Origin of the sequence: Capnocytophaga sputigena (genome assembly GCF_002302495.1) — a bacterium.
Classification (GTDB): domain Bacteria; phylum Bacteroidota; class Bacteroidia; order Flavobacteriales; family Flavobacteriaceae; genus Capnocytophaga; species Capnocytophaga sputigena.
This window is the reverse complement of record NZ_CP022379.1, coordinates 804,534-817,366: the sequence shown is the minus strand read 5'-3', so window position 1 is coordinate 817,366 and position 12,833 is coordinate 804,534. Positions and strand designations below refer to the sequence as shown.

Annotated in this window: 11 protein-coding genes; 4 read left to right on the top strand and 7 right to left on the bottom strand. The window is 40.4% G+C overall.

Annotated features, from left to right (window positions below):
- Window positions 1-65 precede the first annotated feature (65 nt).
- Genes CGC57_RS03725 through CGC57_RS03715 form a run of 3 tightly spaced genes read left to right on the top strand, consistent with a single transcriptional unit; the run spans window position 66 to window position 3,682 of the window.
- Entirely contained in the window at window positions 66-920 is an 855-nt protein-coding gene (locus tag CGC57_RS03725) for a hypothetical protein (RefSeq protein WP_095898013.1), read from the top strand.
- Window positions 913-3,201, top strand: a complete 2,289-nt coding sequence (locus CGC57_RS03720; protein ID WP_095898012.1) for a DUF5682 family protein — start codon at window positions 913-915, stop codon at window positions 3,199-3,201. Before CGC57_RS03725 ends, CGC57_RS03720 begins: the two co-directional genes overlap by 8 nt.
- 4 nt (window positions 3,202-3,205) lie before the next feature.
- Window positions 3,206-3,682 carry a DinB family protein gene (locus CGC57_RS03715; RefSeq protein ID WP_095898011.1) on the top strand — a complete coding sequence of 159 codons (477 nt, stop codon included), beginning with the start codon at window positions 3,206-3,208 and terminating at the stop codon, window positions 3,680-3,682.
- 109 nt (window positions 3,683-3,791) lie between these two features.
- Here CGC57_RS03715 and hisS read toward each other — a convergent pair whose 3' ends face one another.
- The 6 genes from hisS to CGC57_RS03685 form a co-directional block, all read right to left on the bottom strand.
- Window positions 3,792-5,168, bottom strand: coding sequence for a histidine--tRNA ligase (hisS, locus tag CGC57_RS03710; RefSeq protein WP_095898010.1), 1,377 nt, complete (start codon window positions 5,166-5,168; stop codon window positions 3,792-3,794).
- A gap of 102 nt (window positions 5,169-5,270) precedes the next feature.
- Window positions 5,271-6,038: a nucleoside triphosphate pyrophosphohydrolase gene (gene mazG / locus CGC57_RS03705; protein WP_095898009.1), complete on the bottom strand. Its 768-nt coding sequence runs from the start codon at window positions 6,036-6,038 to the stop codon at window positions 5,271-5,273.
- Entirely contained in the window at window positions 6,035-7,249 is a 1,215-nt protein-coding gene (locus CGC57_RS03700) for an ROK family transcriptional regulator (protein ID WP_095898008.1), read from the bottom strand. Before CGC57_RS03700 ends, mazG begins: the two co-directional genes overlap by 4 nt.
- 170 nt (window positions 7,250-7,419) lie before the next feature.
- Window positions 7,420-8,655, bottom strand: a complete 1,236-nt coding sequence (locus tag CGC57_RS03695) for a BaiN/RdsA family NAD(P)/FAD-dependent oxidoreductase (RefSeq protein WP_095898007.1) — start codon at window positions 8,653-8,655, stop codon at window positions 7,420-7,422.
- A gap of 22 nt (window positions 8,656-8,677) precedes the next feature.
- Entirely contained in the window at window positions 8,678-9,112 is a 435-nt protein-coding gene (locus tag CGC57_RS03690; RefSeq protein WP_095898006.1) for a PepSY-like domain-containing protein, read from the bottom strand.
- A 1-nt stretch (window position 9,113) separates the two neighbouring features.
- Window positions 9,114-9,563, bottom strand: coding sequence for a PepSY-like domain-containing protein (locus CGC57_RS03685; RefSeq protein WP_095898005.1), 450 nt, complete (start codon window positions 9,561-9,563; stop codon window positions 9,114-9,116).
- A gap of 134 nt (window positions 9,564-9,697) precedes the next feature.
- Here CGC57_RS03685 and CGC57_RS03680 point away from each other — a divergent pair, with 134 nt between their 5' ends.
- The gene (locus tag CGC57_RS03680) at window positions 9,698-11,080 is read left to right on the top strand and encodes a DUF5723 family protein (RefSeq protein ID WP_095898004.1); all 1,383 of its coding nucleotides are present in this window, start codon (window positions 9,698-9,700) and stop codon (window positions 11,078-11,080) included.
- A gap of 96 nt (window positions 11,081-11,176) precedes the next feature.
- On the opposite strand, the gene groL is transcribed toward CGC57_RS03680, so the two are convergent.
- Window positions 11,177-12,811: a chaperonin GroEL gene (groL, locus tag CGC57_RS03675; protein ID WP_095898003.1), complete on the bottom strand. Its 1,635-nt coding sequence runs from the start codon at window positions 12,809-12,811 to the stop codon at window positions 11,177-11,179.
- Between the last annotated feature and the right edge of the window lie 22 nt (window positions 12,812-12,833).

Here is a 12,833-nt window from a genome sequence, read left to right as displayed (position 1 = left end):
TATTTACTAATTTGCTAATTTGCTAATTTATCTTTACCTTTGCACAACTAAAAACTAAAAAACTGATGAAATATCTAATAACTTCTATGCTATTAGTAGCTACTGCTACGCTATTTGCTCAACAGCAAAACCCCACTGATTGGGAAATCTCTGGACTTAAAGGTAAGGTCAAAACATTGCGCTCTATCCCTTATCAGATAACCGCTCAAGGAAAATCTTTCGCCAAAGGTGCGGTAGACCTCGATTTAGATACAGTAAATAAAATCGCTAACCTCGAAAACCTCCAAAAAGATTTTAACGCTAAAGGTTATCTCAGCCAAACGCGTTTCTTCTACAAAAATGGCGACTTGTATAGCCGTATGGAATATTATTACAATCCACAAGGGCAGTTGTTTGAAACTCGCTATAATTCCGATAAAACCCTCTATGCTTATAACCCTGAAGGTTATCTTATCAAAGATGCAACCTATTCACCTGGGGGCTTTCTCAAATCGCATTACACCTATCAAGTAAATGCTGAAGGACAAATACTTAAAGAAGAAACCTACCGCGCCAATGAATTAGAATCTGCTGTTACTTATACTTACAATAAACAAGGCGATCCCGTGGAAATGCGTTATTATGATGCTCAAAATAATTTATTGCAAATAGTAAAAAATAAGCTAAATAAACAGCATCAGCTCGTGAGCAATCAGGTGTATGATAAAGATAATAACTTAGTGAGTACCACTACTAAAAAATACAACGCCAAAGGGGATTGTGTAAAACTGCAAGCAGAAACTAAACTGCCTAAAAAACAGAAAAATGTAGCGACTTACGAGTATAAATATGATGCTCAAGGTAACTGGATTTCCAAAACGACTTTCATCAATGGCGAGCCTCGTCAGATTATAGAACGCACCTTCACTTATTATGAATAACCTTCACTTTTTTGGTGTACGACACTTGTCACCCTCGGCTGCCTATCACCTCTTAGACTTCTTAGAAAAGCACAAACCTAAATGCATTCTTATAGAAGGACCTGCCGATGCTACTCCTCTGATGTCTCAAATCGCTCAGAAAGGGGTAAAACCTCCCATTGCGATGTTGGGCTATACCACCGAGCTACCTATAGAAACAGTGCTCTATCCGTTTGCGTCCTATTCTCCCGAATATCAAGCAATATGCTGGGGAGTAAAGAAAAAAGCAACGCTTAGGTTTATAGATTTGCCTACCGAAAATATGCTCAAACTTCGTCAGGAACAACCCTCTGATGAAGAAGGCGAAAAAGCACGTGAGTTCTACAAGTACCACAATGCTCTCTACAAACAACTTGCCGAGCAGGTTGATGAAACCGATTACGAAAACTATTGGGAACGCCATTACGAACACAATCTCAACACCGATACTTTTGCGCCTACACTTGCCTTACAATCCGGTGAAATGCGCCAAATGGTCATAGATAAGGAATATGAAGAAGCACCTTTTGATTTCTCGTACAACCTCATTCGTGAGGCGTATATGAAACGCGAAATCGCTAAGGCTTGCACCGAGTTTAAACCTGAGGAAATAGTAGTGATTGTAGGTGCTTACCATTTGTTGGGCATCCAAAATAGCCTACCTGCAATGAGCGACGACGAGCTCAAAAAGCTCCCTAAAGCTACAGCTCAGCTTACTCTAATGCCTTATTCCTACCTCCGCCTCAGCAGCCGTACGGGTTACGGAGCGGGCAATATGGCGCCTTACTACTTCGAACTGATGTGGCGTGCAATGCAAACCAATACAATGGATAAACTTGCCGCTACCTATCTCACCAAAATAGCCAAAATACTTCGCGACCAAGGGCAAAATGCCTCTTCTGCCAGTGTGATTGAAGCTGTCCGACTTGCCAATGTACTCTCCGCTATGAAAGGCGGTACTTATCCCGTGCTCGAAGATTTGCACGATGCAGTAGTAACTTGCTTTGGCGGTGGCGGACTCTCCTCAGTAGCCGAAGCTATCAATAAAGTAGATATAGGTACAGCTATTGGAGCATTGCCCGAAGGAGTGAGCCAAACGCCCGTGCAGGAGGATATGAATCAGGAGCTGAAACGCTTGAAACTCACCAACTACAAATCGGCAATAGCACAAGACCTCTCTCTTGACCTCCGCGAAAACCTCAAAGTAAAAACCAAAGAAGCTGCTTTCATAGACCTGAATCGCTCTACTTTCCTCCACCGTTTGGAAGTCTTAGGCATTCACTTTGCCACTCAACAACGCGTACAGCAAGATAAAGCCTCGTGGGCTGAAAAATGGGTCTTGCAATGGAGTCCTGAAGTAGAAATAGAAATCGTTGAAGCCAACCTTAAAGGTGAAACGCTTGAAATTGCAGCTGCCTTTATACTCAAAGAACAACTGAGCGAAGCAACCGACCTTTCTGTAGTAGCCAAAATCATCAGACAGGCTTGCGAATGTCAGCTTACGCATATTTTTGGCAATGCACTCAGCACCTTGCAAAGCCTTTTGGTAGATAGTAATAATTTTGTCGAAACTGCTTTTGCTGCTCACGAGCTTTCAATGCTCATTCAGTATGGTGACCTCCGCCAGTTCAACCTCGAACCGCTGAAACCTATCTTGCAACAACTCTTTTTGCGTGCCTCTTTATTGTTGATTGATGCCTCATCTTGTGATGATAAAGCCTCAAAACCAATCGTAGATGCGATGAATACAATGGAGTTCATCTCCGAACAGCAATACGAACTCGTAGATACCGAAACGTGGCAAAAAGAACTCACTCACCTTGCGTGGCGCGATGATGTAAATACTAAATTATCAGGGGTAGCTTTTGCAATATTGTTAGAACACAATTTAGCAACTGAAGAAGAATGTGCACGCGAGGTATCACGCCGCCTTTCAGCAGGTGTTCCCGCCGATTTAGGAGCTTCGTGGTTTGAAGGATTTTCTGGAAGAAATAGATACGCATTGTTATCGCGTACAATTATATGGCAAGAATTAGATAATTATGTGCGCCAATTAGACGAAGAACAGTTTATGCGCTCAGTAGTGTTCTTGCGCCGTGCTTTTGCCGATTTTGAGCCTAACCAAAAGAATAGCATAGCCGAACTTTTAGGAGACCTTTGGGGTACTGGCAAAGAAGCAACAGCCGAGCTTTTACAAGAAGTGCTTACGGAAGAAGAAAGTACCAAATTAGACGAACTCAACGACTTTGATTTTGATTTTTAAATATATGAAAGAAGTATTTACCTTATACCGAAAATTGCGTGAGCGACAACTCAAATTGCTCAATAGTTTCACGCCTGAAGAGTTGGCAATCATTCCTGCGGGCTTTAAAAATAATATCTTGTGGAATCTCGCTCATTGCGTAGTTACCCAGCAAAATTATTGTTATGCCAATAGCGGCCTGCCTACTTATCTCACCCCTGAATTTATAGAGCGTTATCGCAAAGGTACCATCCCCGATGGACATATTCCTACTGCTGCCGAGATAGAAGAACTACAGCAACTCCTCATCCGCACAGTCGATTTACTTGAAACTGATTACCAAAAAGGAATTTTTAAACAATACAATCATTATGTAACAGGTATAGAGTATGAACTCAATACCATTGAAGAAGCGATTTATTTCAATATCTCACACGAAGGAGTGCATTTAGGAAGCGTATTGGCTTTAAAATGCGCTATCAACGCAATGAAAAACGAATAGAGTTTGCTTGTGCGACTCACACAAAAAAAACTTTGTCAAAGTCCTTAATTGCCTTTGCGGCTCGCACTTTGACAAAGTCTATAAAAATTTCTAATTGTTTGTCGTACTACTACTGAAATAAAGCATTGCTTACTTCATTAAGACTACATTCTTTTTGAGTGCCCTCTAACATATTTTTTAGTACAAAAGTACCTTTAGCGAGTTCACTTTCGCCTATAATCACTACATAAGGGATATTACGCTTGTTGGCATAATCCATTTGTTTTTTAATTTTAGCAGCATCAGGGTAGAGTTCTGCAGTTTTGCCAAGCTGGCGCAAGGCTTTGAGTAGTTTCATACTCTGTAGCGCTTCAGCATCGCCAAAGTTGATACAAAGCACCTCTACAGTACTATTGAGCGATTCAGGGAAAAGGTTTAGTTCTTCCATTACTAAGCCAATGCGGTCTAACCCAAATGAAATACCTATCCCACTTATCCCTTTGAGACCAAAGATACTAGTAAGGTCGTCATAGCGTCCACCACCACCAATAGAGCCCATTTGTACGCCTGCTGGGGCAGCAATCTCAAAGATAGCTCCCGTGTAGTAATTGAGTCCGCGAGCGAGGGTAACATCGAGGTCTAAGATAGCTGTTTGCAAACCAAGCTGATTGATTTGTTGGGCTATAAATTCTAATTCCTCCACACCTTTCAATCCTGTTTCCGAGTTTTTGAGAATTTCTTTTAGGGCAGAAAGTTTTTCAGCAAAAGAACCTTTGAGTGCGAAGATAGGTTGCAATTTAGCAATTGCCTCCTCACTGATGCCTCTTTCTTTCATTTCTTTGATTACCCCTTCTTCACCTATCTTGTCTAATTTATCGAGTGCTACCGTAAAATCAGTGAGTTTATCGCTTTCGCCTATCATTTCGGCAAAGCCACTGAGGATTTTTCGGTTGTTCATTTTGATAGTTACCCCTTTGAGATTGAGGGCTGTGAACACGGTGTCGTAGAGTTGTACGAACTCCACTTCCTGCCACAAACTGGTGCTACCTACAACATCGGCATCACATTGATAGAATTCTCTAAATCTACCTTTTTGCGGACGGTCAGCACGCCATACAGGTTGTATTTGATAACGTTTGAAAGGGAAAGTTAGTTCGCTTTGGTGTTGCACTACATAGCGAGCAAAGGGTACGGTAAGATCATAGCGAAGGGCTTTTTCGGAGAGTTGAGGAGTGAGTTTTTGAGGGTTTTTAGCTTCCCAATCTTCTTGGTTTACACCTTGTGTAAAGTCACCTGAATTGAGTATCTTGAAGATAAGGCGGTCGCCTTCTTCGCCGTATTTACCCATTAGGGTATTGTAGTTTTCAAAACTTGGGGTTTCTATAGGTTGAAATCCAAAGGTATTGAAAGCATTTTTGATAGTGTTGATAATGAAGTTGCGTTTAGCTACTTCAGTAGGTGAAAAGTCACGAGTGCCTTTCGGTATGCTTGGTTTTTGTATTGCCATTGTTTTTTAGGTATTTTTTATATTAATATATGCATCTATATGTTTCTATATGACCAAAGTCTTGATTAAGATGTCTAAATCTGTGGTCATAGTTTTGTTGTTTTATAGGTTTTTAGCTTCTTGCCAATAGGTCTCCATTTCTTGCAAGGTCATATCTTTGAGTGATTTGCCTTGTGCCGTAGCTTTTTCTTCTAAGTACTGAAAGCGAGCGATGAATTTGCGATTAGTGCGCTCTAAGGCATCTTCGGGGTTTACCTTTAAAAAACGAGCATAGTTGATGAGACTAAACAGCACATCGCCAAACTCACTTTCTATATTGCTTTGCTTTTGAGCTTTTACTTCGGCGTGTAGCTCATCTATTTCTTCTTTTATTTTTGCAAAAACATCGTCGATATTGTCCCAATCAAAACCTACACCAGCGGCTTTATCTTGTATGCGAGTGGCTTTCACTAAGGCAGGCAGACTCTTGGGTACACCACCCAAAACGCTTTTGTTGCCTTCTTTGAGTTTTATTTTTTCCCAATTACGCTTTACATCTTCCTCGTTGTTTACCTGCACATCACCGTAGATGTGGGGGTGTCGCTCAATGAGTTTTTCGCATACGCCATTGGCTACATCAGCGATGTTAAAACTATTGGTTTCACTGCCTATTTTGGCATAGAAAACAATGTGTAAGAGTAGGTCGCCTAATTCTTTTTTTACTTCTTGAAGGTCGTTGTTAAGGATAGCATCGCCTAATTCGTACGTTTCTTCAATGGTGAGATGGCGCAAGCTTTCCATAGTTTGCTTTTTATCCCACGGACATTTGGCGCGCAGGTCGTCCATTATGTTGAGGAGCCGCTCGAAAGCTACTAATCGTTCGTCTTTCATATCAATCCGATGAATTTACTGCGAGCGAGGAGGCTAGCCCCTAAAAGACCTGCTTTTTCGCCCAATTTAGATACTTTAATTGTGGAATCTTTACTTACTAAGTTCAATGAATATTTTCTAATAGCACTTCGCAAGGGGAGCATTAGGTAGTCGCCTGCATAGGCAAGAGTTCCTCCAATAACAACTAATTCGGGGTTGAAAAGATTGATGAGCCCTGCGATGTGTTTTCCTAAAGAATTGCCTATTTCCTCGATAAGTTCGATGGCGAGCATATCTTCTTGTAAGGCAACCTCTATGATGTCGTTCAAGCTAATAGGAGCATTGGGGTTGTATCCGCTTTTTTGGGTAAGCAGAGAGGAATGTCCGCTATGCAGTTTTTCCAAGAATTTGCGATGTAAGGCTAAGCCAGAAGCCTCTGTTTCGAGGCAACCTTTTTTGCCACAGTGGCAGAGTATTTCGTTGCCAAAGGCAGGAATATGACCAAATTCTCCTGAAAATCCTGATTTGCCATAGTACAATTGTCCGCCTACGATAATGCCGAGACCTAAGCCCCAACTTACATTCACGTACAATACGTTTTTCTCACCATTTACGCATCCTTTGATGTATTCGCCATAGGTCATTGCACGGGAATCATTATCAATAGAAACATTGATGTTCAGTTCGTTTTCGAACATTTCGGTAAGGGGGCGTTCATCAAAATAGAAGCTGCTATAGCTATGTCCAGTAAGAGTATTTACACGTCCGGAAATATTGATACCCATACTGAGGATTTTGTGTTTGGGTACTTTTGAGTTATGTATAAATTGAGTGATAATTTCGCAAAGTCTTTGAAATCTTTCTTGAGGTTGAGATTCAATAAAGGGAATGGAGAGTTCATCACTGATGAGTTCACCTTTGAAGTCGGTGATGCCTATGTTCACGTGAGAATGGCAGATATCTACGCCAATGAAGTAGCCAGAATTTTGGTTAAGCCCATAGATATTAGGGCGGCGACCACCTGGGGTTTCTATTTTTCCAAAATCCATTACAATGCCATCATCAATGAGTTCTCCTACCATTTTGGTAACAGTAGGTACGCTCAGGTCTAATTCTTTACCAAGGTCGGCAAGGGTATTATCGCCATTGTTGATGTAGTAGCAAATGATATCTTTTTTAAGCGAAGCACTGCGAATGCCAGCTTTTATATCATCTAAAAATTTGAGTCCCATAGCTTGCAATTTTATTATAAATTAATTACGATGGCAAAGTTAAGTATTTTTTTTTGAATTGAAGCAAGAATTAAAGATTATTTTTTGAGTTGAGGATTGATTATGAGTTCTAAAATTTAAGGTCTTTAATGAAGTTTGGGATACAAAGGTGATTTTGAGACTTTTTACTGTTATTTCATCAAAAAATTTTCAGCAATAATATAGCCTCCCGTCCAAGCGTTTTGAAAGTTGAATCCTCCAGTAATGGCATCGATATCAAGTACTTCACCAGCTAAGTAGAGGTGAGGGTACAGCTTGCTCTCGTAGGTTTTGAAGTTGATTTCAGAGAGTTTTACGCCTCCAGCTGTTACAAATTCATCTTTAAAAGTAGCTTTACCTTCTATAGGAAAACGGCATTGGGTAAGGATTTCGGCAAGGTGTCGCAATTGCGATTTGTTGAGCTCTGCCCACGACTGCGCAGGGGCAATTCCGGCACTATCTAAAAGGGCATTCCACAAGCGTTTAGGGAGGTCAAAAAGCGCGAGGTTTTGCATAGTTTTGCGTCCGTTGTGTTGTTTGCAATCTTGCAAGAGGAGAAGCGTTTCGTCATAAGTAAGTGCTTCGCTGTTCTGAGCAGTGAAGTTTACTTCCATTAGGCATCGGTAGTTACATTCGGCTAACACGCGAGCCCCCCAAGCCGAAGCACGCAACACCGCAGGACCACTAAAACCATTGTGAGTGAAAAGCATAGGAGCAGTTTCGGCAATTTTGAGCGATTTTCCATCTTGACTGAGCAAGCGTACAGAGGCATTTACCGCAATACCCGATAGCTCTTTTGCCCATTGGGTAGAAGTGTTGAAAGTGAAAAGCGAGGGGACAGGAGAAATAATAGTATGTCCTAAATTGGCTAATAGTTGCCATATTTTAGGGTTGCTTCCGGTAGCAATTACTAGATTATGAGCTTTGTAGGTTTGATTAGATGTAATTACTTCCCAACCCTCGGGGGTAGGGGAGAGGGTTTGTACATTTTGCTGGGTGAAGAGCTCAATATGGTGTTTTTTAATTTCTTTGAGGAAGCAATTTATAATGCTTTCTGAAGAGTTAGAGGCTGGGAATACACGACCATCGGGTTCTGTTTTGAGAGAGACGCCGTGTGCTTCAAACCATTCCATTGTATCGCCACACATAAAGCGGTGGAAAGGGCTAAGGAGTTCCTTACTGCCTCGAGGATAATTCTTTACGAGTTCTTGAGGGGTGAAAGTAGCATTCGTTAGGTTGCAACGCCCCCCACCCGAAATTTGCACTTTGTGAAGTACTTCTTTGCTTTTTTCGAGGATAGCGATTTTGAAATCAGGACGGTTTTCGGCGGTATTAATAGCGGTGAAGAAGCCTGCAGCTCCTCCACCGATAATGATTAGGTCGTACATTCAATTAACAATTAACGGGAGATTACTTTACCCCAATAAAATTGAAGTTTTCGTCAAATTTGAGTTCTTGCTCGTCAGTAAGTTCAGCTTTATATCTCTTTTTGGTGAGATTGCGTGATACTTCTTTGATAGATTCAAAAGGGAAAGTAGCGCGTACGTGAGCCAATATTTTTTCGGGAACTACGTGATCAGGCACTTTGCCGTGACGAGCTTTGAGCTCTTTCCAATCGCCGTTGCCATTGAATTCTATTTCAAGTCCGTCGCGGAAGATAACGGTGTACTCTTCGTCGTTGTAATCAGTGTCTTTCCAAACCGAAGCAATATGATCTACCAAGAAATGCTCACGCACGAAGTTGATAGCATCGGCAGGAAGGTCGTTGAAAGTTACTTTAGAGTCTTGAGCTGAGGCTGCGCTGAAGGTAAGTGTAGCAGCAATGAGTAATAAAAAACGTTTCATATTAGTCGTCTATTTTTAAGAATTTACCATTTAAGTTGAAGATGAGTTCTACGCCATTAGTAAGGTCTACTTCGTATTTAGCGCGCCCTTTTTTGATTTCTTTAATCATCGCTTTAGGGAACTTTTTTTGTACGTACTTAGTTATTTTAGCAGGAACGATTTTAGGCGATACTTGTCCGTTGCGCGCTTTTACTTCTTTCCAGTTGCCATCCGCGTGAAATTCTACTTCAGTGCCATCGGCAAAGAGAACGGTGTAATCTTCTATTTTTCCTTTTTCAGTATCTTGCCATACTGAAACGATATTGTTAGCAGAAAAATACTGATTTACAAAAGTTTGTGCATTAGCGGGTAGAGCACTCGCAGGCACAAGACCATCTTCTTCTTGAGCAGTAGCTACTCCAAAAGCAAGTATAGAAAAAGCTACAGTTGATAGTGTTTTAAGTGTATTCATCTTTTTATAATTGATACGTTTATGACGGCAAAAGTAAGTAAAAGCAGGAAGAGTACAAAATGAATTACCATTTTTATTTGATATTTGATAAAAAGTTGTACATTTGCACGCAAATTTATAATGTTTTTTACACAATGAAAAAAGTAATTTTATCAGCTTTGTTTTTAACAACAATGGCAATGGAAGCTCAGCAATCGTTTGCAGGGCTTAGAGAGAGTTTTTACTCGGGGGTGATACAAACTACAGCAAATCCTGCTTATATGATTAGCAGCAAGCGCCCTTGGGATGCTAACTTGTTTTTGGTAAATTTTGATTTGGCGAATAATGCTATCAAAATGGATACTGGTCTAATGAACAGTTTTAATGATTATACTCGTAGCGATGCTAATAATCCACTGCTCAGTCATAACATAAATGCCAAGCTAAATATAGATGTGTTGGGTCCATCGCTTTTTATAAAAATCAATAACCAACACACCGTGGGCGTTTTTTCTCGTGTACGTGCTTTGGGTAATGTGAGAAATTTTGATGCTAAACTCTTGCAATCAATATTTGCTGATGAGAAAGATTTAGATTTGACTCAGCCATATAACTTGAGTTTGAACAACCAAGAAATAGCAGCACATATTTTTTCAGAAATAGGCTTTTCTTGGGCAGGAGAGCTCTATTTTGATGGGCATAATGCTATCAAAGCAGGGGCAAGCTTGAAAATAATACAAGGATCAGGAAATGTGTACGCAGGTTTTAGAAACTTTGAAGGGGCTACAGCTTCACTTACAGTGGATAGATCTACTAAAAGTACTATACTTAACATCCAGTCACAAAATGGGGTAGTGGAAGTACTCAATGGAGGAGCTTCTTTAGTGAATTTTGATAACCTCAATGCAAATGATTTATACTTCAAATCAAATGCTTCTACTGTAGGATTTGATATAGGAGCTACTTATGAGTTTAAAAAAGATGGCTGTCCTCATTGCCATAATAACTCTCACGATTTAAGAGTAGGCTTTTCTATAATGGATATTGGAAGATTGAAATATACACCTACTAAAGATTCTCAACGTTATCGCATGCCAGCTTCTGGTGTTGCCAGCCTTACTATGGATGATTTATCAGAAGAAAAACTAAAAAGTGCCTTTGCTGATAGTAGAGCTACTACCGAGAAGATAAAAGTATCTTTGCCTACTACTTTGAACTTGAGTGTAGATTACCGCATAGCGCAGCCTTTCTTCGTGAATTTATCAACTCGTTTTAATCTTACTAATAAAAGCAATGCTTATACAGCAGCTTACGCTAATGAAGTGTCGCTTACACCACGAGTTGAATCAGAGTTTTTAGGAGCTTATTTACCTATTTCATACAACCAAATTTCTAAAACAAACATAGGTCTTGCCTTGCGTTTAGGTCCTTTTGTTGTAGGTTCTAACACTATATTAGGTAATCTTACAAAATCATCTAAAGAATTTAACTTCTTCTTTGGAGTGAGATTTGGACACAGAGCTTATCAAAGTATTTAATTATTTGATATGAATTATAAAATCGGGGAGAGTTTCTTGTGAAGCTCTCCCCGATTTCCGTTTTAAAAATATGATAATAATGCTATGAATTTACAATTACATCATTCCTGGCATTCCACCGCCCATTGGAGGCATAGCCATTGCTTTATCGTCTTTGATATCAACTAAAGCACACTCGGTAGTGAGGATCATACCAGCTACTGAAGCAGCGTTCTCAAGGGCAACACGAGTTACCTTTTTAGGGTCGATGATACCAGCTTTAAACATATCGGTATAAGTACCTGTTTTGGCATTGTATCCGTAAGCATCTCTTGAAGCATCGAGTACACGAGCTACGATTACAGAACCTTCAACACCAGCGTTTTCTACGATAGTACGCAAAGGAGCTTCCAATGCTTTGAGGATAATTTTAATACCTGTTTCTTCGTCGGCATTTGCAGGTTTAAGTTTTGCTAAAGCGTTTTTAGCACGGAGAAGAGCAATACCACCCCCTGCTACGATACCTTCTTCAACAGCGGCACGAGTAGCGTGAAGCGCATCGTCTACGCGGTCTTTTTTCTCTTTCATTTCTACTTCTGAAGCAGCACCTATATATAATACAGCTACCCCACCAGAAAGTTTAGCCAAACGTTCTTGTAGTTTTTCACGATCGTAATCAGAAGTAGTGTTTTCAATTTGAGCTTTTATTTGGGCTGCGCGTGCTTTAATGTCTTCAGATTTACCTGCACCATTTACAATGGTAGTGTTATCTTTGTCGATGCTTACTCTTTCGGCAGTACCGAGCATATCTACAGTAGCGTTTTCGAGAGTAAAGCCTCTTTCTTCAGCGATTACAGTACCACCAGTTAGGATAGCGATATCTTCGAGCATTGCTTTGCGACGGTCACCAAAACCAGGTGCTTTTACAGCAGCGATGCGAAGGGTACCACGCAATTTGTTTACTACTAAGGTAGCTAAGGCTTCCCCATCGATATCTTCAGCAATAATCAAAAGTGGTTTACCAGATTGAGCTACAGGCTCTAATACTGGAAGCAAATCCTTCATAGTAGAGATTTTCTTGTCGTACAATAAGATGTAAGGGCGATCGAGTTCAGCTACCATTTTTTCTGAATCGGTAACGAAGTAAGGAGAAAGGTAACCGCGATCAAATTGCATACCTTCTACTACATCTACGTAAGTATCAGTACTTTTGGCTTCTTCTACGGTGATAACACCTTCTTTACCAACTTTCTCGAATGCTTGAGCGATAAGTTCACCGATAGTATCATCGTTGTTAGCTGAGATAGAAGCTACTTGTCTGATTTTTTCAGAAGAAGAACCTACTTCTTTAGCTTGTTTAGCCAAGTGTTCTACGATTTTTACAACAGCTTTGTCGATACCGCGTTTCAAATCCATTGGGTTAGCACCAGAAGCTACGTTTTTCAAACCTTCTTTTACGATAGCTTGAGCCAAAACGGTAGCGGTAGTAGTACCATCACCAGCGAGGTCGTTAGTTTTAGAAGCTACTTCTTTTACCATTTGAGCGCCCATATTTTCGAGAGCGTCTTCTAATTCAATTTCTTTAGCAACGCTCACCCCATCTTTAGTTACTTGAGGAGAACCGAATGATTTGCTAATAATTACATTACGTCCTTTAGGACCTAAGGTTACTTTTACTGCATTAGCTAATGCATCAACGCCGCGTTTAAGACCTTCGCGAGCGTCTATATCAAATTTAATGTCTTTTGCCATTTTTTTAATTTTTAATGTTTAG

Bases quoted from the DNA above. Each gene is read 5' to 3' on its own strand.
- CGC57_RS03725 (WP_095898013.1), top strand. From the start codon at position 66: ATGAAATATCTAATAACTTCTATGCTATTAGTAGCTACTGCTACGCTA.
- CGC57_RS03720 (WP_095898012.1), top strand. From the start codon at position 913: ATGAATAACCTTCACTTTTTTGGTGTACGACACTTGTCACCCTCGGCT.
- CGC57_RS03715 (WP_095898011.1), top strand. From the start codon at position 3,206: ATGAAAGAAGTATTTACCTTATACCGAAAATTGCGTGAGCGACAACTC.
- hisS (WP_095898010.1), bottom strand. From the start codon at position 5,168: ATGGCAATACAAAAACCAAGCATACCGAAAGGCACTCGTGACTTTTCA.
- mazG (WP_095898009.1), bottom strand. From the start codon at position 6,038: ATGAAAGACGAACGATTAGTAGCTTTCGAGCGGCTCCTCAACATAATG.
- CGC57_RS03700 (WP_095898008.1), bottom strand. From the start codon at position 7,249: ATGGGACTCAAATTTTTAGATGATATAAAAGCTGGCATTCGCAGTGCT.
- CGC57_RS03695 (WP_095898007.1), bottom strand. From the start codon at position 8,655: ATGTACGACCTAATCATTATCGGTGGAGGAGCTGCAGGCTTCTTCACC.
- CGC57_RS03690 (WP_095898006.1), bottom strand. From the start codon at position 9,112: ATGAAACGTTTTTTATTACTCATTGCTGCTACACTTACCTTCAGCGCA.
- CGC57_RS03685 (WP_095898005.1), bottom strand. From the start codon at position 9,563: ATGAATACACTTAAAACACTATCAACTGTAGCTTTTTCTATACTTGCT.
- CGC57_RS03680 (WP_095898004.1), top strand. From the start codon at position 9,698: ATGAAAAAAGTAATTTTATCAGCTTTGTTTTTAACAACAATGGCAATG.
- groL (WP_095898003.1), bottom strand. From the start codon at position 12,811: ATGGCAAAAGACATTAAATTTGATATAGACGCTCGCGAAGGTCTTAAA.